22 protein-coding genes are annotated in these 23,837 nt (G+C 59.6%); 9 read left to right on the top strand and 13 right to left on the bottom strand.

Annotation, left to right across the window (positions count from 1 at the left end; translation table 11 throughout):
• Window positions 1–12 precede the first annotated feature (12 nt).
• The 6 genes from RYH70_RS20700 to RYH70_RS20675 form a co-directional block, all read right to left on the bottom strand.
• Window positions 13–489 (bottom strand): cysteine hydrolase family protein, encoded by a 477-nt coding sequence (locus RYH70_RS20700; RefSeq protein ID WP_022997356.1) that lies wholly within the window; start codon window positions 487–489, stop codon window positions 13–15.
• A 68-nt stretch (window positions 490–557) separates the two neighbouring features.
• Complete coding sequence (locus tag RYH70_RS20695) at window positions 558–1,262, bottom strand: ABC transporter ATP-binding protein (RefSeq protein WP_022997355.1); 705 nt, start codon at window positions 1,260–1,262, stop codon at window positions 558–560.
• Window positions 1,249–2,052 (bottom strand): ABC transporter ATP-binding protein, encoded by an 804-nt coding sequence (locus tag RYH70_RS20690; RefSeq protein ID WP_317009596.1) that lies wholly within the window; start codon window positions 2,050–2,052, stop codon window positions 1,249–1,251. The genes RYH70_RS20695 and RYH70_RS20690 overlap by 14 nt, the downstream gene beginning before the upstream one ends.
• On the bottom strand, window positions 2,049–3,077 hold the full coding sequence (locus RYH70_RS20685; RefSeq protein ID WP_031229078.1) for a branched-chain amino acid ABC transporter permease: 1,029 nt from the start codon (window positions 3,075–3,077) through the stop codon (window positions 2,049–2,051). Before RYH70_RS20685 ends, RYH70_RS20690 begins: the two co-directional genes overlap by 4 nt.
• A 2-nt stretch (window positions 3,078–3,079) precedes the next feature.
• Entirely contained in the window at window positions 3,080–3,952 is an 873-nt protein-coding gene (locus tag RYH70_RS20680) for a branched-chain amino acid ABC transporter permease (protein ID WP_022997352.1), read from the bottom strand.
• Window positions 3,953–4,008: 56 nt separating this feature from the next.
• Window positions 4,009–5,157 carry an ABC transporter substrate-binding protein gene (locus RYH70_RS20675; protein WP_055100305.1) on the bottom strand — a complete coding sequence of 383 codons (1,149 nt, stop codon included), beginning with the start codon at window positions 5,155–5,157 and terminating at the stop codon, window positions 4,009–4,011.
• Window positions 5,158–5,688: 531 nt separating this feature from the next.
• Here RYH70_RS20675 and RYH70_RS20670 point away from each other — a divergent pair.
• The 3 genes from RYH70_RS20670 (at window position 5,689) to RYH70_RS20660 (ending at window position 9,550) form a co-directional block, all read left to right on the top strand.
• Window positions 5,689–6,960, top strand: coding sequence for an amidohydrolase/deacetylase family metallohydrolase (locus RYH70_RS20670; RefSeq protein ID WP_317009595.1), 1,272 nt, complete (start codon window positions 5,689–5,691; stop codon window positions 6,958–6,960).
• A complete protein-coding gene (locus RYH70_RS20665) occupies window positions 6,961–8,142 on the top strand; it encodes a YlbE family protein (RefSeq protein WP_317009594.1) in 1,182 nt (393 codons plus the stop codon).
• A gap of 73 nt (window positions 8,143–8,215) precedes the next feature.
• A complete protein-coding gene (locus RYH70_RS20660) occupies window positions 8,216–9,550 on the top strand; it encodes a Na+/H+ antiporter NhaC family protein (RefSeq protein ID WP_022997347.1) in 1,335 nt (444 codons plus the stop codon).
• On the opposite strand, the gene RYH70_RS20655 is transcribed toward RYH70_RS20660, so the two are convergent.
• The gene (locus RYH70_RS20655) at window positions 9,547–10,431 is read right to left on the bottom strand and encodes a LysR substrate-binding domain-containing protein (RefSeq protein WP_055100812.1); all 885 of its coding nucleotides are present in this window, start codon (window positions 10,429–10,431) and stop codon (window positions 9,547–9,549) included. The genes RYH70_RS20660 and RYH70_RS20655 overlap by 4 nt on opposite strands.
• Window positions 10,432–10,531: 100 nt before the next feature.
• On the opposite strand from RYH70_RS20655, the gene RYH70_RS20650 reads away from it, so the two are divergent.
• Window positions 10,532–11,176 (top strand): glutathione S-transferase family protein, encoded by a 645-nt coding sequence (locus RYH70_RS20650; protein WP_022997345.1) that lies wholly within the window; start codon window positions 10,532–10,534, stop codon window positions 11,174–11,176.
• A gap of 10 nt (window positions 11,177–11,186) precedes the next feature.
• Here RYH70_RS20650 and RYH70_RS20645 read toward each other — a convergent pair whose 3' ends face one another.
• Window positions 11,187–13,184, bottom strand: a complete 1,998-nt coding sequence (locus RYH70_RS20645) for a bifunctional 2',3'-cyclic-nucleotide 2'-phosphodiesterase/3'-nucleotidase (protein WP_317009593.1) — start codon at window positions 13,182–13,184, stop codon at window positions 11,187–11,189.
• Between the two features lie 138 nt (window positions 13,185–13,322).
• Window positions 13,323–14,399 (bottom strand): peptide-methionine (S)-S-oxide reductase MsrA, encoded by a 1,077-nt coding sequence (msrA, locus tag RYH70_RS20640; RefSeq protein ID WP_080531798.1) that lies wholly within the window; start codon window positions 14,397–14,399, stop codon window positions 13,323–13,325.
• Window positions 14,400–14,625: 226 nt separating this feature from the next.
• Here msrA and mscL point away from each other — a divergent pair, with 226 nt between their 5' ends.
• Together mscL and RYH70_RS20630 are read left to right on the top strand one after the other, a co-directional pair.
• Window positions 14,626–15,057 carry a large conductance mechanosensitive channel protein MscL gene (gene mscL / locus RYH70_RS20635; protein WP_022997342.1) on the top strand — a complete coding sequence of 144 codons (432 nt, stop codon included), beginning with the start codon at window positions 14,626–14,628 and terminating at the stop codon, window positions 15,055–15,057.
• Between the two features lie 28 nt (window positions 15,058–15,085).
• On the top strand, window positions 15,086–16,489 hold the full coding sequence (locus tag RYH70_RS20630; RefSeq protein ID WP_055100311.1) for a phospholipase D family protein: 1,404 nt from the start codon (window positions 15,086–15,088) through the stop codon (window positions 16,487–16,489).
• 6 nt (window positions 16,490–16,495) lie between these two features.
• On the opposite strand, the gene RYH70_RS20625 is transcribed toward RYH70_RS20630, so the two are convergent.
• Window positions 16,496–18,106, bottom strand: a complete 1,611-nt coding sequence (locus RYH70_RS20625) for a class I adenylate-forming enzyme family protein (RefSeq protein WP_317009592.1) — start codon at window positions 18,104–18,106, stop codon at window positions 16,496–16,498.
• 229 nt (window positions 18,107–18,335) lie between these two features.
• Here RYH70_RS20625 and RYH70_RS20620 point away from each other — a divergent pair, with 229 nt between their 5' ends.
• Window positions 18,336–18,773, top strand: coding sequence for an acyl-CoA thioesterase (locus tag RYH70_RS20620; RefSeq protein WP_022997339.1), 438 nt, complete (start codon window positions 18,336–18,338; stop codon window positions 18,771–18,773).
• Window positions 18,774–18,824: 51 nt separating this feature from the next.
• Here RYH70_RS20620 and RYH70_RS20615 read toward each other — a convergent pair whose 3' ends face one another.
• A complete protein-coding gene (locus RYH70_RS20615) occupies window positions 18,825–19,799 on the bottom strand; it encodes an NADPH:quinone oxidoreductase family protein (RefSeq protein ID WP_022997338.1) in 975 nt (324 codons plus the stop codon).
• Between the two features lie 318 nt (window positions 19,800–20,117).
• Between RYH70_RS20615 and RYH70_RS20610 the strand changes: the two genes are divergently transcribed.
• Window positions 20,118–21,296: an alkane 1-monooxygenase gene (locus RYH70_RS20610; RefSeq protein ID WP_080531795.1), complete on the top strand. Its 1,179-nt coding sequence runs from the start codon at window positions 20,118–20,120 to the stop codon at window positions 21,294–21,296.
• Between the two features lie 15 nt (window positions 21,297–21,311).
• Here RYH70_RS20610 and RYH70_RS20605 read toward each other — a convergent pair whose 3' ends face one another.
• Both RYH70_RS20605 and RYH70_RS20600 read right to left on the bottom strand, forming a co-directional pair.
• Window positions 21,312–22,121 (bottom strand): acyl-CoA thioesterase domain-containing protein, encoded by an 810-nt coding sequence (locus RYH70_RS20605; protein WP_022997336.1) that lies wholly within the window; start codon window positions 22,119–22,121, stop codon window positions 21,312–21,314.
• The gene (locus RYH70_RS20600) at window positions 22,114–23,097 is read right to left on the bottom strand and encodes a Rieske 2Fe-2S domain-containing protein (protein WP_022997335.1); all 984 of its coding nucleotides are present in this window, start codon (window positions 23,095–23,097) and stop codon (window positions 22,114–22,116) included. The genes RYH70_RS20605 and RYH70_RS20600 overlap by 8 nt, the downstream gene beginning before the upstream one ends.
• 147 nt (window positions 23,098–23,244) lie before the next feature.
• Between RYH70_RS20600 and RYH70_RS20595 the strand changes: the two genes are divergently transcribed.
• Window positions 23,245–23,826 (top strand): TetR/AcrR family transcriptional regulator, encoded by a 582-nt coding sequence (locus tag RYH70_RS20595; protein ID WP_022997334.1) that lies wholly within the window; start codon window positions 23,245–23,247, stop codon window positions 23,824–23,826.
• The last annotated feature ends 11 nt before the right edge of the window (window positions 23,827–23,837 follow it).

The raw sequence follows: 23,837 nt of genomic DNA, 5'->3' as shown, positions 1-23,837 counted from the left end.
TCTGATCGTCTTTCAGGTACCTGTCGCGAGCAGCTCCGTCAACGTCGTGGTGTGCCTGAAGTGATGTCGCCAAAGCCGAGCACCGAGCGCGCCGGAGGGATCCAGTGATGAGCCCAGGGTCAGGTCCGTAATCAGAGTCGGGCGCAGCCCCAGATCAAACAGCGCGAAGCCGGCGGCGAGTACGCAGGTTTCGGTCTGGATGCCGCACACCAAAACCCTTTCCGGGGCTAGTTGGATAAGATGGTGCAGCACCTCGTTGGTAGGACGGTAGCCATGTTTGACGAAGTGCCGGTCGGCCGCGATCAGACTTCGTTCCTGTTCCGGCGGCCGCCAACCCAATTGCGCCTGAAAGGGTGTGATCGCTTCGTCATGACACTCCACCGTCGCCACGGTCGGCATATGGCCGAGCAAACGGTCAATGTCCCGAAGAAGCCAGGCCGGCGGAGAAAACGAAGGTTGTACGTCGACAATCAAAAGAACCTGTCGCATACCGTAGTCTCCAGGTGAATAACGTGGTTCAGTCTAGCCGCTGGTGGCGCGGGCTGACCATGGGGGCCTTATCCGCCCAGATAAGCTTTGCGGATATCCGGATTGTCACGCATTTCCCTGGCGGTGCCCTGCAATACCACCCGTCCGGTCTCCAGGAGATAGGACCGATCGCACAATTCCAGCGCGGCATAGGCGTTCTGTTCCACCATTAGTACGGTGGTGCCGGCAGCGCGGATTTCGGCGGTCAACTCAAAAACCTGCTCGACGAAGTTGGGCGCCAGGCCCAAGGAGGGTTCGTCGAACATAACCAGTCGCGGACGGGACATCAGCGCCCGTGCGATGGCCAGCATTTGCTGCTCACCGCCGGAAAGGGTGCCCGCGGGTTGTTCGATACGTTCACGCAACCGTGGGAAACGGTCCAGCATGGACTCAAGGTCATCACGGATACCGGCATGATCGCCGCGGCAGTAAGCCCCCATCTCCAGATTCTCGCGCACGTTCAATTGAGAGAATACACGACGCCCTTCCGGGCAATGGGCAATACCGTGCTCGATAATGCTCTGTGGCCTGGCGTTGGTAATCGGCTTTCCTTCAAAGGTGATAGTGCCGGAGACCACGGGTTCCAGGCCGCTGATGGCCCTGAGCGTGCTGGACTTGCCGGCGCCATTGGAGCCGATGAGGGTGACGAACTCACCTTCATTCACTTCCAGCGATACTTTGTCCACCGCCACGGTGGCGCCATAGTGAACGGTAATATCATCAAGCTTTAGCACGTTGCAATCCTGATCCCAGATACGCCCGAATTACCTCCGGGTCGCTTTGAATGTCGGCGGGGTTGCCGTCGGCAATGCGATGCCCCTGGTTCAACACCACGATGTAATCAGAGATCGACATCACCATGTGCATGTCATGCTCCACCAGAAGAATGGTGATGCCGCTGTCGGCTACACGCCGCACCATATGCTTGAAGTCCTCGGTTTCCGATGGGTTCAAACCCGCGGCGGGTTCATCCAGCAATAACAGCTTGGGCCGGGCCGCCAGGGCAATACCGACGCCGAGCAGACGCTGTTCGCCATAGGACAGATTGGCGGCAAGATCATCGGCGCGATGCTCCAGTTCCAGAAAACCAAGCATCTCCCGTGTACGTGCCTCCAGCGCCTGCTCTTCTCGCTGGAAGGCGGGCAGCCTGAATATGGCACCGAAGAGTCCGCTACGACCTTGCATGTGAAAAGCGGTAAGCAGGTTTTCGAACACGGTGCAGTTACCAAAGATATTGGTCCTCTGGAAACTGCGGACCAAACCCAGTTCGGCTATCTCATGGGGTTGTTTGCCGGTAATGTCCAGTCCGAGAAAATGCACGGAACCGGCACTGGGGCGCATATAGCCGGAGATAATATTGAACGCCGTGGTTTTGCCGGCGCCATTGGGGCCGATCAGACTGACGATCCGGCCGGGTTCAACCCGGAGGTCCACGTCGCTGAGAATCTGCAGGCCGGCGATGCGCAGGCTGATGCCGGACAAGGACAGTAACGTTTCCGGCTGCTCCGCGGCGGATACAGTCATGAGCTGGCTCCTTGAGTAGCGGAGGGGCGGCGCACGGAAATCCTGCCGCGCTTTAATAAGCCACCAAAGGCGGGAACGATGCCTTTGGGCATGAACAGAAGAATCAGGATCATCAAAGCGCCGTAAATCATCCATTGCACTTCCGGTGCCACCACCCCTCTGAGCATTTCCGGTAAGAGCCCGAAAATAAGACCGCCTACTACCGGACCAGCCAGGGTGCCTTTGCCGCCGGCGATCACCATGATCACCATGGTAATGGTGTAGATGAACAGAAAAACGTCCGGGTCAATGATCCGCACGGTATGGGCGTAGAGACCGCCAGCGGCACCGGCGATACCGGCGGAGAGGACCGAAAAGACGATCAGGCACCGGGTCACCGGGATACCGATGGACTTTGCCAGTACCTCGTTTTCCCGTAACGCGATGGCGGCACGGCCGATGCGGCTGCGTACCAGATTGGCCACGATCACGTAGGCCAGCACACCGGCGGCCAGTACCAACCAGTACGTCGAGGCTTTGCTGACCAGGCGGACAACGCCTTCGCCGGGAACCCAGAGGCTCAGGGGTGGAATGGAAACCAGAGCCATGGGGCCTTCGGTCAGATCGACCCAATTGAGCGCCACCATGCGCATGACCTGAGCAAAACTGATGGTGACGATCACGAAGTAGGCACCGCGTACGCGAAAAGCAACCTTGCCCAACAGCCATCCAAACAGTGATGCCATGACGATGCCACCGGCGAAAGCCACCCATACCGGTTTGGGTGCTACTACCAGAGGCGATGAGAAGCCCAGATCGACGTCGAAGCCCAGGGAGAGCAGCGCACTGGTATAGGCGCCAATGCCAAAAAAAGCGGCGTGTCCGAGACTGAGCTGGCCAGTGAAGCCGAGCAGCAGGTTAAGACTGATGGCGGCGATGATCATGATTCCCGCGGCCGCTACTACCGACAGCAAATAGGGATCGGGCCACAGCACCGGCAGCAAAGCCAGTGCGGCCACAATGACAAGAAAAGACAATCTCCGCATAATCAACCCACCCTTTCCCTGGCCGCGAACAACCCCTGTGGGCGGGCGATCATAACGGCCAGAATCACCAGGAAACCGATCGCGTCTCGATAGGCGGTGGAAATGTAAGCCGCCCCGAACTCTTCAATCAGCGCCAGCGCGAAGCCGCCGAGCGCCGCTCCGCGTATGTTGCCGAGACCGCCAAGAATAACGATGGCGAAGGCCTTCAGGCTGGCCAGGTCGCCCATTGTCGGTGTGACTACGAAAACCGGTGCCAACAGCGCCCCGGTAATGGCCGCCAGTGACGATCCCAGACCGAAGGTGAGTGTGTAAATCCGGCCCACGTTGACGCCGACGATACGGGCCGCGTCCTCGTCCTGAAAGGTGGCGCGCATCGCCAGCCCCAACCGGGAACGTTCAATCACCAGATAGAAGGCCAACAGCAGCACAATGGCCGCGCCAAGAACAAACAATCGTGTTGGTGACAGATAGATGCCGCCGATAATAATGGACTCCTGCGGGAACGGGGTGGGGACTACTTTGGCGACCCCGCCCCAGGCCAGCAGTTCGGCGTTCTGCATAATGATCATGACCCCAATCATGATCAGCATGACCTCGTCGATGTTCTCCAGACGGCAACGCCGCAACAGCAGGAACTCAATGCTCGCGCCCAATAGCAAACCCAGGCCTGCCGCGAGGATAAGCGCCACGAAATAATCCATCTGCAACAGCGATACCAGAGCGTAGGCCACATAGGCACCGAAAGCGTATAACTCGCCATGGGCGAAGTTGACCACTTTCATGATGCCGAAGATAAGCGTGAGCCCGATGCCAAGCAGGGCATAGGTGGCACCGAGCACCGTGCCGTTGACGAGGTGCTGGAGGAACTGGTCCAAAATAATCTCCCTGACTCACATCCGCCTTGCACTGCGCAAAGGGGATAAGGGTGCCGTTACAGTGCTGAAACTTCGCCGTCTTGCAACTGGATGATGTAGATATTGGGTGTGTTCTGGCCGCTTTCCCGGCCTTCGGGGCCTTCCTTGTGAAAGGCGATGTCGCCATTCACACCGGCCAGTTTGACCTTCCAAAGCGCATCGCGGATCGCTTCCGGTTCGGCTTTTCCGGCCACGCGAATTGCTTCCGCGATGGTAAGAATGGCGTCATAGCCGCGAAAGCCTTCGGTCAGACCCGGGAACGGATAGCCTTTTGCTTCCCAGGCATCCATGTAAGTCCTGGCGATATCCGGATGAATGGATTGATCCGCGGTCCAGGGTGAGAAAAACAACAGGTGCGTGCTGACGTATCCCTTGGGTCCCGGATTTTTCACCAGGGGTTCGGGAAACGACCCACCAGTGGTGACCAGCCGTTGTTTTATGCCTTGCTCGGCTGCCTGGCGAATCGCCAGAGTTAGCTGTTCCACACCTGATGTAACGATAATGGTGTCACTGCCGCTGTTTTTGAGGGCAGCCAATTGCGCGGATAAATCAGTGGCATCCGGAGCGATGATTTCGGAACGGCCTACTTCAATCCCCTTGCTTTCCAGCACCTCCTTGAAGGCGCCGGCCGCGCCCAGTCCCCAGTCGTTGTTCACCGACAGGAAATCCACCTTCTTGATAGCAGGAGCGAACGAGGAGAGCTGTTTGGCGAACGCCTGGGCTTCCATCATCGAAGTCGGGCTGATACGGAAAACCCAGGGATTACCGGAAGTGGTAACCTTGGATGAAGAAGCGGTCTCCACCACCATGGGAACGCCGTACTCCTCCAGCTTCGGCATTGTCGCCAGGGTGAAGGTGGAACCCCAGGCCCCCATCATGACCGGCACTTTATCGCGCAGGATCAGTTTCTCCGCGGTGTTGACCGCCTCCCTCGGGTTGGACTTGTTGTCCTCGATAATCAGCTCCAGAGGTTTGCCCAGTACACCACCTTTACCGTTGATGTGCTCCACGGCCAGACGTGCGCCGTTGGTGACGTAGGTACCGGAAGCGGCCACGGATCCGGTTAACGGCTGTGAAACCCCGATCCTGATGGTGTCGTCGGCCTGCGCCTGAGATGCCAGTAATGCTCCCCCGAGCAGCATCGCATACAGCGGTTTGATCAACATAAAGCGCTCCTGAAGTACGATTGGATTTATCACTATGATGATGCCGGCCCCAGCCATGGCTGGAATGCTGATAAGGCGGCAGCAAGTCCTGTGCCATCGTCGATTTAAAGCCTATGTTGTGAGCGTAACCTTATGATTTTATTTGGTATGTTCTATATGCATAAAAGGGGTATACCACATGAATGATGACACGATGAATGCCGGCGACGGTTCCGAAAAAGGGCTTGCGCACCACAATGCGGCAATATGTGGTATGCCAACTATATGATGATAAGAGAATGGCAACGCTGCTTCTTGAAGCGGCGCGCACCGTCGGTGCACAGTCCAGGGTTCGAATTGGTGCCGGCGCAGATCAAGCCGTCTTGAATGCGCCCTTCATTTTTCCATATAAATGGTATACCACATAAATATTGGAGAACGTAAACCCATGAAGAACAGCAAGTTAGAGATTCACAAAAAGAATAATGGCTATGGATTGGCATGTGTATTGCTACCTGATCGTCATCAGTAACATTTACCTGGAAGGTCTTCATGCAAGCATTACTACTGCACGGCGGTCGTGTGATCGATCCCGCCAACGGCATTGATGAGGTTTGTGACGTTCTTGTGCGCGCCGGACGTATCGCCGCTGTTGGCCGGTTGCAGGGTGGCGATGTACCCGGGGACGTGGAAAGCGTCGACTGTAGCGGCAGGCTGGTACTGCCCGGGTTGATCGATACCCACAGCCATGTCTATCAATATGTTACCGGGCGATTTGGATTGAATGCGGATCTTTGCGGTGTGCATTCCGGCGTCACCACTCTGGTCGATCAGGGGGGCGCCAGCTGCATGACACTGCCAGGCTTTCGCAAGCATGTGATCGAGCCTTCCCACAGCCGGGTGTTGTCCTTTATTTCCGCTTATTTGGTGGGAGGGCTGGAAGGCCATTTTTATCCACAACTGTACCGGCCGGATTGCGCCGACATTGCCGCCACCGTCAAGGCGGCCAAAGCCAACGCGGATGTGGTGAAGGGCATCAAGGCTCACGCTGAGCTGGGCGGTTTTGCCCGTTGGGGAACGGAAGTGATGCAAAAGGCCGCCGCCATCGGCGAGCAGACAGGGCTGCCGGTCTACATTCATTTTGGCCAGCTTTGGCCGGAGCCCGAAGAGGGCGGTATGGATGTGGACCCGGACTCCATCTTTACTCAGGTGGTGGATCTGCTCAAACCGCGTGATGTGCTGGCGCACCCTTTCAGCCGCCACCCCGGCGGGTTCGTTGAGCTGAATGGGGAAGTGCACCCGCTGGTACGGGATGCCATCGAGCGCGGGCTCAAGGTGGATGTGGGGCACGGTTCCCACTTCAGTTTCAAAATGGCGGAGAAGGTGCTGAGCGCGGGTATCGTGCCGCATACGCTCGGTTCCGATATGCATGGCTATAACACTTCGGTGCCGGCGCCGGCCGGTACTCCCGAGGAGCATGAGCACCCGGATGAGGAGCACATGTTCAAGGGCACCTCCCGCTTCAGCCTGGTGTCGGCGATGACCAGCATGATCGCATTGGGCCTGAGTCTGGAGCAGGTGATTCCGATGGTGACGGTGAACGCGGCGAGCATGGTGGGTATGAGTGATGAGATTGGCTCGCTTGGCGTTGGCCGGGTGGCGGATATCAGTGTGCTGTCCGATGAAAGCGGCCGTTGGTTGATGCGGGATAATGAAGGCACGGAGGTGATTGCCGAACGTATGTTGCAGCCCGTGTTCTGCCTGCGTGAGGGGCGGCGTTTTGACGCCACGGCGTCGATTCTGCCGATACCGGAGGTGGCTTGAATGGCATCCGACCCAAGGGCCGGGATGGATGCCGTGGAGAGCGCCAATCGGGCGGCGCTGACGAAGGTTCGGCAGGTCCGGCCACAATGGTCTGGTGTGGCGGAAGCGCGGCGAGCGTTGCCGTTGCCGGACCGGACCTTGTTGCACGCCGGCCCGCCATTCGAGGACCCGCGGGACCCCAGCCCGCCGATCCTGTCTTCGGCGGTTCTGTGTTGCCTGTATGAAGGGTGGGCACGAAACGAGGAGGAGGCGGAACGATTGATCAGCACGGGTCAGGTGAGAATGCTGCCGGCTCAGTCGTTCTCGGTGGTCACACCGCTTGCCGCGGTGATCTCGCCATCGACGGCGTTGGCGGAAATCAGTGACGCCGCGAATCCCGGGCACCGTTGCTGGTCTTTGCTGAGTAGTGGAAGCGGGCCTCAGATCCGCTTCGGCAGCCGGGATCCGGCGATCCTGGAGCGGTTGTACTGGCGCGACCGGATCCTGGCGCCGGCACTGCGAAAGGGGCTGGCGACCCGGCCGGTCGCGTTACTGCCGTTGGCCCGTCTGGGGCTTGAAGCGGGTGATGATTTGCATGCCCAAACCAGCCATGCCAATACGGCCTTATGCGCGGCGATGCCATCCACGTTGCCCGTTGAGGTTGTTGAGTGTTTGGGCAATACACCGCTGTTTTTTCTTACTTTATGGATGGGCGCCTGTCATCTGATGCTGGCCGCCGCCGCCGGGGAAGCCGGCTCCAGCCTGGTGTTGGCGTTGGCGGGCAATGGCCGCCGGGTGGGACTTCGAGTGGCCGGAGACCCGGCTCGCTGGCATACCCGCGCCGCGCCGGTGCCCGAGGGGCCCCGAATATCAGCCTCCGCCGTGCCGGTCAGCCCCATGGTTGGCGACAGCGGCGTGATCGATGCTTTCGGGCTGGGAGCCCAGGCGTGGAGGTGCTGTTCTGGAGTGGCCGAGACACTGGCGCCATGGTGGCCAAATCCGGCGGAGGCGTCACCGGACTGGCTGATCGGAGCGCATCCTTTATTCGAGGATTTGCAGTTGCCGATCGGACTCGCATGTCATCGGGTCACGGCTGATACGGACCTGCCCAGGGTGGCCATCGCCATGGTGGGCGGCGACGGACGGGCTGGTCTGCTGGGGCGAGGACTTTGCGTACCACCGGCGTCGCTGTTCTTGGGCTAAGAGCCGGTTTCGGCATCCCGCATTTCCCCCTACACTGGACGGTCAGACTTCTTGGACCGACAGGCCGGCCAGTATGACGCAAACTCCCGCCCGGGCATGGGCGCTGATCCCGCTACTTTTCTTTCTTGTCGTCTTTCTCGGTAGCGGGCTTTATTTCAGTGCCGCGGGGGCGGAGTTCGCGTTCTATCAAATCAAGGCGCCGGTGGTGGCGGTTGTCGCCATTGTGTTGTCATTCCTTCTGGCACGGCAGTCCTTCCATCACAGTGTCGAACGCTTGCTGGTGGGCGTTGGCCATCCCAACATCATTCTCATGTGCCTGGTATTCCTGTTGGCCGGCGCCTTCGCCAGCGTCAGCAAGAGTATCGGCAGCGTTGATGCCACCGTTCAATTCGGGTTGCAGATCATGCCGGCCAGTTGGGTACTGCCGGCTCTGTTCCTGATCTCCGCTTTTATCGCTACCGCCATGGGCACTTCCATGGGAACCATCGCCGCCACCGCGCCGATCGCGGTGGGGTTCGCCCAGGCCACCTCGTTGTCGTTGCCCTTGTCCTTGGGAGCCGTGGTTGGCGGCGCCATGCTGGGCGATAACCTGTCGATGATCTCGGATACCACCATCGCCGCCACTCGCAGTCAGGGCGTCTCGCTCAAGGACAAATTCCGGGTGAACGTCTGGATAGCGCTGCCGGCGGCGTTGGCGACGGTGGTGTTGCTGGCGCTGCTGGGGGACGGCGAACACACGGTGCCGTCCGAATCCGTGTCCTACTGGCGGGTTATGCCTTACCTGCTGGTGTTCGCTCTGGCGCTGTCCGGGATGAACGTATTGGTGGTGCTGGTGATTGGTATCGTCACCGCCGGGCTCACTGGCGTGATACTGAGTCCGGAATACGGTCTGGTCGACGTCAATGGGGCGATCTACCAGGGCTTCGAATCCATGTTCGAGATCATGTTGTTATCGATGCTGATCGGTGGGTTGTCGCAACTGATGAATGATCAGGGTGGCACGCGCTGGCTGATCGAACGTATTCATTCGCTGACCCGCTGGCTGAAGCTGTCCAGTCAGCGCGCCGGTGAGATAGGTATCGCGCTGCTGGTGGTCACCGCCAATCTGTTTGTCGCCAACAACACGGTATCGATTGTACTGTGTGGTGAAATGGCCAAGGAGATCGCCGCGGAATATGGCGTCGATCCGAGGCGCTCGGCCAGCCTGATGGATATCTTTTCCTGCGTGGTGCAAGGGCTGATTCCTTACGGCGCTCAAGTCCTCCTGGCCTGCTCCATTGCATCACTGTCGCCGTTGTCATTGATCGGCGCCATTCACTATTGCTGGGCGCTGGGGTTGGCGGCTCTGCTGGCGATCGCCTTTAACCGGCCGCGTTTGAAAGCGCGCCAACCGGCGCGATCGATTTAGAGAGTAAAGGCGGTTTTCAGCCATTGACGTAATGTGTCGATGGCGTCGTCCTTATCGGCCTGGTGGGCCCAGACCAGATAATAGCGATGTACGTCGATTACCTGGGTCTTCCACAATCGAACCAGACGGCCTGCCGCAAGCGCATCCCGCACCAGATGATGCCGCGCCAGCGCGATACCTTCGCCGTTCTCCGCCGCTGCGAGCAAACTGGTCAGGTTGGGAAAGAGCGGGCCTTGATCGCTGTTGGCCAGTGCCAGGCCCGCGGCCTGAAGCCACAGAGCCCAGGGCTGTGCCGCGTGCCGTAGCAAAACGCAATGGCCCAGATCCGCCCGCCTGCGGGGCAGTTTGCCATCGCGATAATCCGGACTGGCCACCGGGTATACCCACTCCGAAGACAATGCCTCCGATTGCAGGCCGGGCCAGCCTCCGGGGCCGTAGCGCAGTGCCACGTCGCTGTTCGCGTTACCGCCCAGCTTGACCAGATCGACGTCTGTGGATACCTCCACGCGGATGTCGGGAAAGCGTTGATGGAAATCGGCCAGACGCGGTAACAGCCAGCGTTGCGCGATGCTCGGTAAGGTGCTCAAACGTAACGTGGTGGCGCGGTGCCTGCGACGAGGTGTCTTGAAGGCCCGCTCCAGCACACCCAGGCCCTGGCGCACCTGCAAGGCCAGATGTTGGGCTTCCCTGGTGGGGGCAGCGCCCTGACGTTGCCGTTCGAACAACCGCCGTCCCAGACGCTGCTCAAGGGAACGGATGTGCTGGCTGACCGCGCCCTGGGTCAGTGACAGTTCCTGTGCGGCCAGAGTGAAGCTGCGCAGTCGGACGCTGGCCTCGAAAGCCACCAGTGTTTGCAGGGGCGGAAGCGAGTTTCTATCCATGGGCGACATTAATATCACTAATGCCCAGACCCTACAAAGTATCGTTTGTCCGGTTCAGGACGGGCTTCTAGGCTGACACTCCCGTTCAAGGAGTCGAGCCATGAGCTATCAGTTGTATTATTCGTCCGGTGCCTGCTCCATGGCAGTGCATATCGTATTGGAGGAACTGGGTGCGCCGACCAGGTTGATGCCCCTGCGGATTCACGACGGCGATACTTCCAAGCCGGGTTACCTGGCCATCAACCCCAAGGGGCGGGTACCGGCTCTGGCTATTCCGGGCGAAGCGGGCGTGCTTACCGAACTGCCCGCGATCCTGACCTTTCTGGCGGAAAGCCATGACACGCCGGCCCTGTTGCCGCCGACCGCTCTGCAGCGCGGCCGTGTTCAGGAATGGCTGGCGTGGTTGGCTGGCTGGATGCACGGTACCGGCTACGGTCTTATATGGCGTCCGCATCGGTTCAGTGCCGATCCGGATGACGCCCCGGCTCTGAGGGAACAAGGTCTGAAGGTGGTGGCCCAGGCCAATCAGGATGTGACCGAGCGCTTGGCACAACCAGGGCCCTGGGCGCTGGGTGACCAGTACAGTGTGGTGGATCCGTTTCTGTTGGTGCTGTTCAGGTGGGGCAGTCTGGTGGGGCTGGATATGAGCGAGCATACGGCGTGGATCGAACACACCCGGTGCATGCTCCAACGCCCGGCGGTAAACCGGGTGTTGGAGCGGGAAGAGGTGACGATCCCTTTGTGAGCTTGCCAGGTCAGGGTTGCAGGTCCAGTTCGTACACCGCTTCGTTGTTATCGTTGGTCTCCAGGAATACCGCTTCCGGCGCTTTTTCGGCAACGAAGTTTCGGGCCCGGTCGGTATTGGGCACCCGGAACACGATGGTCAGATCGGTGGCCGCGTCAATCGGCGCGAACGACCAGTTGCCGTCGGCGGTGGGCGTAACCGGACTGTTTTCCCGGATGTAGTCCGCCAGGACCGCGCGGTTCTCATCCGGTGACTCAATGACGATGTGGTCGCCACCGGTGCCCGCGAACTTGCCGCCGCCAGCGCGGTAATTATTGGTGGCGATCAGGAATTCATCGTCGTCCGCCACCGGGTTGCCCTGATAGGCCAGATTGACGATGCGCTGGCCGTCACTGACCTGGACGCAGTCGCCGTCATAGCGCGCTGGCTGGGTAACGTCGATCTGGTAGGTGAGGCCATCGATAACGTCGAAGTTATAGGTGGGAAAGCCGCTGTAATTCACCAATTCCTGAGGGGCGCTGGTGCTGGTGTCGATCTGGAAAAACTGGGAAGCGGAGCATTCCAGCCATTGAGTCAGCTCGGCGCCATTGGCTTTCACCGCCATCAGTGTATTCGGATACAGATACAGGTCGGCGGCGTTTTTCACTTTCAGTTCGCCTTTGGGCACCACGGTGAAGGCGCTTTCATCGGCGCAGATCCCTTCCCGGCTGCAGGCCTTGAATGGCGCGGCGGCGGACAACACCGGCAGATCCTGGAGATTGACGTCGCCTTCGATCAGATTCTCCACGTAGGCCTTCTGGGCATCCGCCACGATCTGAATGGACGGATCGTCCTTCACCACCGCCAGGAAGCTGTAGATGTCGTCAGTGGATTCACCGATGGGCTGGTTCATGTAATCGATGGTGGCCTGGTGATCCCCGGCCAGCTTGGCCACCAGAGCCGAGTCGGCTTCCACCGCGGGGGCATCGTCCGCGAAGATCGGCTGGGCCTGCACTTGGGAGTTGGTGATGGACCACTGATCCGCTCCGGTATCGTAGGACAGGGTCATATCGATGACGCCCAGATGGCTGCCCCAGTAACCGGGCATGACCGCCGGAACGCCCTTGATGGTGCCTTTTTCCACGTCCACATTGGGGGTGTCGGCGAAGCTGTCGGATGGGAACAGTAAATGGCTGTGGCCGAACATGATAGCGTCGATGCCCTCCACGTCCGCCAGATACCAACTGCTGTTCTCCGCTTTATCCGCTTCGGAGTAAGCCGTGGTGCTGATACCGGAATGGGGAATGGCGACAATAACATCGGCGCCTTCCGCCTTCATCCGCGGCACATAGCGCTCGGCCATGGCCTTGATGTCCTTGGTGATCACCTCGCCTTCCAGGTTCTTCTTGTCCCACTGCATGATTTGCGGCGGCAGGAAGCCGATGAATCCGACCGTGATGTCATGACTGTTGCCGTCGCGGTCCCGGACCGACTTGGTTACCAGTCGGTAGGGCTCGAAGTACAGCTGATCGTTGTCCGGATTGTCATCGTCGTCGTCCACGAAGACGTTCGCGCTAATGTACGGGAAGCCGGCGTCGTTGACGCTTTCGGCCAGGAATTCCAGACCATAGTTGAATTCATGGTTGCCGTAGTTGGCCACGTCATAGCCGAGCTCGTTCATGGCCTTGTAAACCGGGTGGATCTCGCCGGCAGGGAGGCCTTCGGCGTGACGCCAATCGCCCATGGGGCTCCCTTGGATAAGATCGCCGTTATCCACCAGGAAGCTGTTGTCCGGGAAGTCGAGGGCGGCGCGAGCCTGCTTGATCAGTGTGGCGGTACGCACCAGTCCCACCTTGGGGTCGGCGGCATCGCCATAGTAGTTATAGTCCATCACATTGGCGTGGATATCGGTGGTTTCCATCAGGCGGATATCCACCAGGGGGTTGTTATCGCTATCGCTGCCGCAACCGGCAAGCAGGACACCGCTGGAGATGATACCCAGCCAGAACGTTCTTGAAGAAACAGACATGACACCCTCGTCGTCGTAAAAGAAAGGCCGGAAAGTCCGGGCCGGCGTAACGAGGGTGAGAACGGAACATGACCGGGGAATAACCAACAGATTATGGTTTTATGATGGCCTGTGATTTCTTTAACCGGTTTGGCCTCGCTATTCGAACAACGTCAGGTATTGGCCGTAACCGGCGGCGGCCATGTCTTCCTTGGGAATGAAACGCATGGCGGCGGAGTTCATGCACCAGCGCTCCCCGGTGGGCCGCGGACCGTCCTTGAAGACATGCCCCAGATGAGAATCGGCGTAGCGGCTGCGGACCTCGGTGCGAACCATCCACAAAGTACTGTCTTCACGGGTGGTTACCGCATCGGGGCTAATCGGTTTGGTGAAGCTGGGCCAACCGGTGCCGGATTCATACTTGTCCGTGGATGAGAACAGCGGTTCACCACTGACCACATCCACATAGATACCTTGCTGTTTATTGTCCCAATAGGTGTTTTTGAAGGCCGGTTCGGTATCGTCTTCCTGGGTCACCTGAAAGCTCAGGGGAGACAGTCGGGCCCGCAAAGTGGCTTCATCAGGCTTGTTGAAATGCTCGGGCCCGCGCCAGCTCATCGGGGCTTCCGCGTTTGCCTTCTTGCCACCGGGCAGGTGATCCGGATCATCCCAGTGCTTTTCAAGAAACTGGTCCCGGCCGGAGTTGTAGCGATAAAACTTATACCGTAGCGGATTGCGCTTATAATAATCCTGATGGTATTCCTCGGCGGGATAGAACGCCTTTAATGGGGTGATTTCGGTAACGATGGGCTTCTCGAACCGGCCACTTTTTTCCAGTGCCGTCTTGGAGGCCCGTGCCTGTTTTTCCTGTTCCGGCGTCTCGAAGAAAATGGCACCCCGGTACTGGCGGCCGCGATCGACAAATTGACCGTCGGCGTCGGTGGGATCCATGTGGCGCCAGAACCAATCCAGCAACTGAGCGTAGCTGATCTTGTCCGGATCATAGATTACCTGCACCGATTCGGTGTGGCCGGTGGCACCGCTGGAGACCTGCTCATAGGTGGGGTTGGCCTCGTCACCGCCGGCGTAGCCACTGATGGCCTCGCTGACACCGTCGAGTTTCTCGAAGTCCGACTCGGTGCACCAGAAACATCCGCCAGCGAACACCGCCGTGGCTTGCGCCGCCAGGGCGGGGCCCGTGATCAGGGAAATTAGAAGCGCGGCGATGACCCGCATGACCTGGTCCTCCTGCTTGTAGAAAAGCTGACTGAAGGATTGGATGCCTGAATTTGCTTTATGTTACGCCGATGGAGAGAAAAATTTCCGTGAAGGCTTGGAGTATCGTGTCATTGACGGTGCTCAAAAGCCATAATTTTCATAGCGGCGATCTTCGGGTTTGTGAGTATTATCGAATCATCCGTTCACGCATGGTGCGCGCGGAAATCACCTGGGGAGAAGGCCCATGGGTATGATCAAGGAATTTCGTGAATTCGCGATAAAGGGAAATATGGTCGATATGGCGGTGGGCATCATCATCGGTGGGGCGTTTGCCACCATTGTGAAGAGTCTGGTCGCTGACGTCATCATGCCACCTATCGGGTTATTGCTGGGCGGGGTGGATTTCGGCAATTTGTTCGTGGTCCTGCGTGGCACCGGTGATTTCGCTACCTTGGCCGAAGCCCAGGCCGCCGGTGCCGTGACGATCAACTATGGGGTGTTCTTCAATAATGTCATCAGCTTCCTCATCGTCGCCTGGGCGGTGTTCTTCCTGGTGCGCGCCATTAACAGGCTGAAGCGTGAGGAAGAAAAAACAGAGGAAGCCGCCGCGCCGCCGCCGACTCCGGAGGATATCTTGTTGCTGCGGGAAATCCGTGACAACCTTAAACAACGTTGAGGGAATAACCAGGCACGGAAGAGGTCTTTTGTCCGATACCACCAGATCCAGATCGCGGTCGTCCCTGGTGCCGGGTGCCGGCGTCGATTCCGACTTCGCGTTGGTTGCCGACGCTGGCGAAGCCTTCTTGCTGCGCATGGCGACGGCCCGGGCCGCCAGGCGTTCTCTGGATCTGCAGTATTACATCTGGGACAACGACCAGGTCGGACGGCGCTTGATATGGGTTGTGCTCGAGGCGGCACGCCGCGGTGTGCGGGTGCGTTTACTGCTGGATCATATCAATCAGTTGGGCCGGGACCGGAATTGGGCGACCTTGAACGCCCATCCCAACGTGGAAGTCCGTCTGTTCAATCCTTTACGCGGTCGCGGTCTTAATTTGCTGCGCTGGCTTTACCGGGCGCCCAAACTCAATCGCCGCATGCACAACAAAGCCTGGATCGTCGATGGTGAAGCCGCCATTGTTGGCGGGCGCAATATCTCTGAACACTACTTTGGCGTCAACGCGGTCACCAACTTCCGTGATCTGGACATCTATGCCGATGGTCCGGTCGCCGCCGACACCCAGGAAGCCTTCAATCGATATTGGCACAGCCCTTTGTCGGTGAGTCTGAGGCAGTTCCGGCGCCGTTCCAGTGATGATGCGGAAGCATTGTGGATGAGTCTGGATACGGAGCAGCGTTCCCGGCACCGGGATGATAGCGTGCTGTCCGAGCATACGCTGCAAGCGGTACGGGCAAGGCGGGTTCGCGCTCCGGCGGCATTGTTATTCGACAGTCCGGAAAAAGCGCACGGTTCTCCTCAGCGCCTGATGGGAACGCAACTGGCCCGGCTGCTTGGCCGTCATTCCGCCCGGGAGATTCTGCTCGAAGCCAGCTATTTCATTCCCGGTGATGATTTCACCCGCGCGTTAAGCGGTTGGCGCAAACGGGGGTGCCGGGTGGCGGTACTGACCAATAGTCTGGCCACCAACGATGTCATCGCCGCCCATGCCGCCTATCAACGCTATCGCCCGGCGCTGGTGGATGCCGGATTGGAGTTGCACGAGCTGCAACCCAATGCCCGCAGCATGATGCGCCAGGCCCGGCTGTTGCGCGGGCGGTCCAAAGCCAGCTTGCATACCAAGGCCATGGTGCTGGACCGGCGTGAGTTGTTTGTCGGCTCGTTTAACGCGGATCCCCGTTCCGTGCACTTCAATACCGAGATGGGGTACTACATTTACTCTCCGTCGTTGGCGGCATCGGTGGCCGCGTTCATCGAAGAAGGCATGGCGCCGCAAAACAGCTACCGGCTGTCTCGTGAAGAGGGGCGGCTGACATGGGCCGGAGGGAGCGACCAGGGCCCCGTGGTCTGTCACCGGGAGCCCCTGGTATCGATACCGCGCCGGTTGGCCAGCGCGGTGTTGGCGTTGCTGCCGATCGAGAATCTGCTGTAACCGGAATCAGCCCCGTTCTTGCTGTTGCTGCTCTTTCCAGTAAGGGTCACGCAGTTCCCGCTTCAGAATCTTGCCAATGGTGCTGCGTGGCAAATGATCCCGAAGTTCCACGTCGTGCAGACGCTGAGCCTTGCCCAGTTGCTGGTTGGCCCAGTCACGGATCTCGTCGGTGCCAGTGTCACTGCCCTCGCGACGTACCACCAGGCCCAGCGGTGTCTCACCCCATTGCTCGCTGGGGATGGCGATCACCGCCGCATCCGCCACATCAGGGTGCTTGAGCAGCATTTTTTCCAGGTCTTCGGCATAGATGTTGAAGCCACCGGAAATGATCATATCCTTGCGGCGGTCCAATACGGACAGGAAGCCGTCTTCGTCGAGCCGCCCCATATCACCGGTGCGATAGAACACCTCTCCTTCCGGGCTGGTCCAGAGCATCTCGTTGGTTTTGTCTTCTCTTTTGTAGTAGCCGCGCATCATTGCGCCGGCACGGCCGACGATTTCGCCGATGGTGCCGGGGGGCACTTCCTTGAGATCCTCGTCGATGATGCGCAGCTCGCAGCCTTCGCCGGCACGGCCGACGGTATCCCATTTATCAGGGAACTCGGCACAGTTGAGGATGGTGCTGACGCCGCCTTCAGTGAGGCCGTAGAACTCGATGATATTGCCTGGCCAGCGTTGCATTACCTCGGCGATGACATGGCCGCGCAAGGGGGCGCTGGTGGAGAACTTCACTTTGAAGCTGCTCAGATCGAAACGATCGAATTCCGGATCGGAAAGGATCCGCTGGTACTGGACCGGCACCAACATGGCATGGGTGACGCGATGCTTCTCACACAATTCAAGGAATCTACGTGCGTCGAATTTGCCCATGGTGACGATGGTGCCGCCGCCGAACAGAGTGGGCAGCACGGAAACCAGAGTGGTGTTGGAGTACAGTGGCGTGGACACCAGGTTGATCGCGGTGTTGTCGAATCCCAGCGCGGTGAAACGGTCCATTTGCCGGGACCGCAGACGGTGGTCGTGCAAAATACCCTTGGGTACGCCGGTGGTGCCGGAGCTGTAGATAATGTTGAATGGGTCGTCCGCGCCGGGTTCGCGATTCGGTTTGGTGCTTGGGGCGTCACCAACCCAGTCCATGAAGTTGCTCCAGCCACTATCCTGGAAATCCAGGGCGATGCGCTGTTGTGGGGAGACATTCTCCAACTGATCGAGCAGCGGCGTGATCAGTTCCTGGTTCTTCCTGGAGATGAACAGGAAGCGGGCATCACAGTCGTTGATCATCAGTGCCAGGGTGTCCCCGGCGGCCATGCTGGAAAGAGGGACCATGCAGCCGCCGGCGGTGAGCACGCCCATGAACAGGGTAAAATAGGGAATGCTGTTTTCGGACAGGCCGGCCACGGTATCGCCAGGTTGCAGGCCGGCGTCGATCAGACGGTTGGCCACGCGGTTAACCTGATCCACGAACTGCCGCCAGGTCAGGCTGCCATTGTCATCGTAAATGGCTGGATGATCGCCCTGCTCCGCGGCCAGTTCCTGGAGTCGGCGTGGCAGACAACGGAACTCTTCATTGTCGACTTGCGGTGCGTATTGGGGCATGGCGTTGCTGACTGCGGTCATCGTCCTCTCCCGTGGTCCGGAACCGGGTTCCGGAGCTTCTGGTTATTTTGAAAAACGGTTTGCAAAACGCATTTGGAATTTGGCAGGCAGAATACTACCAGGTATGTTGGCGAACAATACCGGCCGGTCACGGCTTGCCTGGGGTGGCCTGTAACCCTTGTAATATAAGGGGGCTGAGCGATTTCTCCGCCGCCCATAAATGTAAAGGATACAAACCAAGGAGTGTTTCATGAGTGAGCCTTTCCGTTACCGGCTGCGCGTGCGTTACAGTGAATGCGATGCTCAGCATGTGGTGTTCAACGCCCGTTACGGTGACTATGTTGATCTGGCCATGACCGAATTCATGCGTGCTCTGGGGCGGGATTATGGTGCCCTGCTGGCGCGTGGGCTGGATAACCAGGTGGTGAAGCTCACTCTGGAATGGAAAGCTTCCGCCCGCTTTGATGATGTACTCGAGATCCAGGTCAAACCGTTGTCGGTGGGTAACACCTCATTCTCGCTGGAGTTTCTTATTCTGAACGCGGAAAGTCAGCAGTTGCTGTGCCGGGCGGAATCGGTGTATGTGATGATGACCACGGAACCGTTCGAGAAAACCCGGGTGCCTGACGATCTGCGGGCCGCGTTGCAGGAAGGCGCGGTCGGCAAGGTGTGCGATCAGAGCGGTTAAGAGGGGGCATGGCCCGGCGGTGCCGCCGGGCCATTGTTGAAACCGTCGGGATCAACCGACCTTCAGCACGACCTTGCCCTTGGCGCGACGGGAGCTCAATGCCGCCAGGGCTTGCTCATATTCCTCGAACGGGAAGACTTCGCTGACCTTGGGGTTGATCTTCCCTTCCGCGAACATCCGCATCAGATCCTTCACGTTCTGGATGTGCGCTTCCGGCTCCTTGCGGGTGAAGGTGCCCCAGAACACACCGACCACGCTGCAGCCCTTGAGCAACGGCAGGTTGGCGGGGATCTTCGGAATCTCGCCGGCGGCGAAGCCGATGATCAGGAAGCGGCCGTTCCAGGCCATGTTGCGCAGCGCCGGCTCGGTGAAGCGGTCGCCCACCGGGTCGTAGATCACGTCGATGCCCTGCGGATAGCGGCTCTTCAGCACATCCTTCAGGTCTTCCTCGGTGTAGTTGATCAGATCGTCGGCGCCGGCTTCCCGGGCCACTTCCAGCTTGTCGGCGGTGCTGGCGGCGGCGATCACCTTGGCGCCCATGGCTTTGCCCAGCTCCACCGCGGCCAGACCGACGCCGCCGCTGGCGCCCATGACCAGCAGGGTTTCGCCCGGCTGCAGATTGGCCCGCTGTTTCAGCGCATGGTAGCTGGTGCCGTAGACCATGCTGAAACCCGCCGCCTGTTCGTCGGACATACCGTCCGGAACCGGAATCACGCGATCAGCGGTGACCACCATTTCCTCGGCGAAGCTGCCGTAGCCGGTGAGGCCCATTACGCGCTGGCCCGGCTTATAGCCCTTGACGTTCTCGCCCACCTCGACGATCTCGCCGGACATTTCGCCGCCCGGAGAAAAAGGCAGTTCCGGTTTGATCTGGTACTTACCCTCGATGATCAGAGTGTCAGGGAAGTTCAGGCCGGCGGCCTTGACCCGGACCTTGATACCGTCGGCGCCGACGGCGGGGGAAGGAACGTCCTCGATGACCAGCTTATCCGCCGGCCCCAACTCCTTGCAGAGAATGGCGCGCATGCATCTCTCCCGAATAATACTTATTGAGACCGACACGCTACCCCTGGTCCGTGCATTAGACAAATGCATAAGACTCATCAAAGGGCATAAACAATATGAATGCTGGACCGGCCGAGGAAAGGACGAGGATTCATCGGTCGTCGATGAGTGTGAGTATTTACTACCTTTTCAGGTCCCGATATTTATGGAGTACGGCGCTTTTATGGGCGACAGAAAGCGATCGTCTTTTGGCCACACCAGGCAAGGCTGTTCATATTGACATTGTTTGATGTAAAGGTTGATCATGAATTGACCGGGCGTGGGCGAGGACGAATAACGATGAAGACCGTAACCATGCAGACTCAATCAGGTGAAATACAAGAATGGCGGGACGGCCGCCGCTACCTTTGGTTGCTCAGCACGCTGACCATGCTGTTGCCCCTGTTCACGGTCTGGCTGGCCAGCACAACCGGCTGGGCCCTGTTCTGGTGGTTTGGATTCCTGTTCGTATTCGGGGTGATCCCGTTGCTGGACATGCTGCTTGGCGAAGAGACCGAGAATCCGCCCGAAGCGCTGGTGCCGCAGTTGGAACAGGACCGATATTATCGCTGGGCGGTGTATGTGTGCCTGCCGTTTCTCTATGGCGCCTTTATTTACGCCGCCTGGGTGGCCGCCACCTGGAGCCTGCCCTGGTACAGCTACCTGGGGCTGGCGATCTCCACGGGCTGCGCCACGGGTATCGCCATCAATACCGCCCATGAGATGGGGCACAAGACCGACCGCCACGAGAAATGGATGGCCAAGCTATGTCTCGCCCCGGTGTTCTATGGGCACTTCTATGTGGAACATAATCGTGGGCATCACGTGAGGGTTTCCACGCCGGAGGATCCGGCATCCTCCCGGTTCGGCGAGACGTTCTGGGAGTTCCTGCCGCGCACCGTGATCGGCAGCCTTAAATCCGCCTGGTCGCTGGAGAAACAGCGGCTGGAGCGGCAGGGGCTTTCGGTATGGAGCTGGCATAACGACAATCTGCAGGCCTGGGCATTGTCGGTGGTGCTTTGGGGTGCCCTGATACTGTGGTTGGGCTGGGCGGTGGTGCCGTTCCTGCTGATTCAGAGCCTGTTCGGTTTTCAGTTGCTGGAGGTGGTCAACTATCTCGAGCACTACGGGTTGTTACGGCAAAAAAAGGACAATGGACGCTATGAACGCTGCCTGCCGGAGCATTCCTGGAACTCGAACCGCCGGGTAACCAATATTTTTCTTTATCAGCTGCAACGGCATTCCGATCACCACGCCTATCCCACGCGCAGTTATCAATCGCTGCGGCATTTCGATGAGTCCCCTCAATTACCAGGTGGATACGCATCGATGATCCTGCTGGCGTGGGTACCTCCGCTGTGGTTCAGGATCATCGACCCGATGGTGGTGCGTCATTATCAAGGCGATATGAGCCGCGCCAACATCAAGCCGGGGATCCGGGACGAGGTATTGGCCAGATACGGACAAAGCCCGAGCTGAGCCCGGGCGGGTGGATCAGGGGCGCCGCTCGCGGACCAGCAGATTCTGCTGAGCGACGCCGATCGGGCCCTGCTCATCGTGAAGCACGGAGCGGGTCAGCCCGATTCCCGATGGCTCGATCCAGGTTTGACTGTCCAGCCCGACCCATTCGCTGACCGGCGGCCGTTGCAGATAAACGGTCAGGTCGGTATTGGCGAACAGATATCTATCCAGTGGCAGCACCCAACTGAGGCCATTGCCGAAATCCGCCGCGGCCACCGCTCGGGCGGTCGCCGTGGTGGTCCGATCCTCGATCAGGGGCACCGTCAGCCGCAGCCAGGCCGCGGCTGGCCCGGGGCGGTCGGTACGCCCGCGGGCCACCCGGGATTCCATCGCGGTGTAATGAAAACTTTCCTCCCGACTCATGCCGGGGATGGTGACCGGTTCCTGACAATCACCGGGCGCCGGCAGCGGCGCTTCGTCGGTGGCCTGGCCAGTGTCGATACCGTTGGCCAGCACCAGTACCGCCAAGCCTTCCGCCACTGGCCGTCCTTGATGTTGCAGACAAACGGAAACCCGCCGGACCGTGCGCCCGCCCCCTACCTTTATCGTGCTTTCCAGCGGTGCCACTGGCACCGGCCGCACCAGTTCCAGGGTGAGCCGGACCAATTGGTATCCCTCTCCGGCCAGGGCTTCCTCGGCCAGGGCCGCGATCAGTGCGGCCGGGGCGCCACCATGCTGGGCGTCCGGGCTCCAGGGACCGCGCGACAGCCCGGTGGGATTCAAGTGTTGCCCCTGCTGCTGGAAGACACAGTCGCTGGCGGCGATCGAGATCGGATCAGACATGAGTTAACTCCAGTTTTTCGTGGTGAGAGGCGGGCAGAGGTGAGAACTGCGTGGCCCAGCGGCGGAATTTCATGATCGGGCCGTCGCCGGCCGCCAGACTGGGGCGTTCCCAGCGGGCTTTGTGACGCCAGATGGGCACATCCTCGCTGACCTGGCGTATTGCTTCCTGAACCAGCTCCAGGCTCATATCCGGAGAGCGGATTCCCTCCAGACGGGCCATCAGGCTGAAGTTCAGGTCGACTTCGCGGGCGCCACGCACGGTAATGCCATCAATGAACAGGATCTCGGCGAGATCGCCGACGCGGAATCGGACCAGTGCCAGATAAGGGCCATGGAGGGTGGTCTGAATGAAACCGGGCACCACGCCGGCCGGGGTGTTGAAGCGGTGGTGGATATCCACGTCCAGCACCGTGCCCTGGTTCTCGCAGCGCTTCACTTCCGCCAGGCTGTTGACGCCATGCAGGTAGTGGAAGTGAGTGCTGTCGACGATGTTCTCCTGGATCTCGTACCACACGGTGGGCACGTTCCAGCCGTGGCGGTGATAGCGCGACCATTGTGGGTCGCGGTACTCGGGCAGGTCGGGAAGCTGGTAGTCCGGGGCCTGGTTCTCCGGGTGCCACCAGGCGAACAACAGGCCATGGCGCTCCACCAGCGGCAGTGAGCGCAGTCCACGATGACTCAGGCGAGCGTCGGGGCTGTAGGGAATTTCCACGCAATCGCCGTCACCGTCGAAACACCAGCCGTGGAACGGGCATTGCAGTGCCGAGCCTTTAACCCGGCCGCCGTGGCCCAGATGGGTGCCCAGGTGGCGGCAGTAAGCATCCATCAGGTGTGCCCGACCTTCTTCGTCTCGCCACAATACGAACTCCCGGTCGAAGGCCCGGAAAGGCCGTACCTCGCCCGGTTTGAGCCGATCGCTGTACTCCACCTGGAACCAGCCGCAGGCAAAGGGATTGATTCGTGCTGAGTTGGTCATGATGCACCTCCCGCGCTCGTTCAGAGCGTCTGTTTTGTTATGTAATCGGCTCGAGGTTAAAAAATGTGCATGACGGTTGCAACAAGAAATGGAACATGATTCATTCTTTGTATGGCATATCGACGTACCCCAAAAATGGAAGCGCGCATGGCGCGTACCCGGTCCCGCATTCTGGAGGCTGCCCAGGCGCTGGTGGCGGAGGGAGGCTATGCCGCCGCCGGCATGCCCGCGGTGGCGCAACGGGCGGAGGTCTCCACCGGACTGCTGTACCGCTACTTTCAATCGAAAACGGACTTGTTCGACCAGGTATTCCGACGTGCCTCCCAGCATGAAATCGACATCTGCGCGGAGGCCGCCGCCGTGGCCGGTGATGCCCGGGAACGGGTGGCGCGGGTGGCGGAGACGTTTTCCCGGCGGGCGCTGAAAGGCTGGCGGTTGGCGTACGCGCTGCTGGCGGAGCCGGTGGATCGCACCATCGAGTTCGACCGCCTGCATTTCCGTGAGCCGTATCGCGCCATTTTCGCCGGGATCATTCGTGACGGCATCGCCGCCGGTGAGATCGCCGAACAGGACGCGCAGTTGCTGGCCACCGCCATAGTCGGTGGTATCGCGGAAACCCTGGTGGGGCCGCTCAGCCAAAGACCGGCGCCGGAGCAGGAAACGGCCCTGGTGGAAAGCGTAAAACGCTTTTGTGTGCAGGCTGTGGGGCCGCCCCCGCAGGAAACCTGAACAGCCGACCA

Origin of the sequence: Alloalcanivorax xenomutans, from assembly GCF_032810065.1 — a bacterium.
GTDB classification, from domain to species: domain Bacteria; phylum Pseudomonadota; class Gammaproteobacteria; order Pseudomonadales; family Alcanivoracaceae; genus Alloalcanivorax; species Alloalcanivorax xenomutans.
The sequence above is the reverse complement of the archived record's forward strand: the minus strand, read 5'-3'. Positions and strand labels throughout refer to the sequence as shown.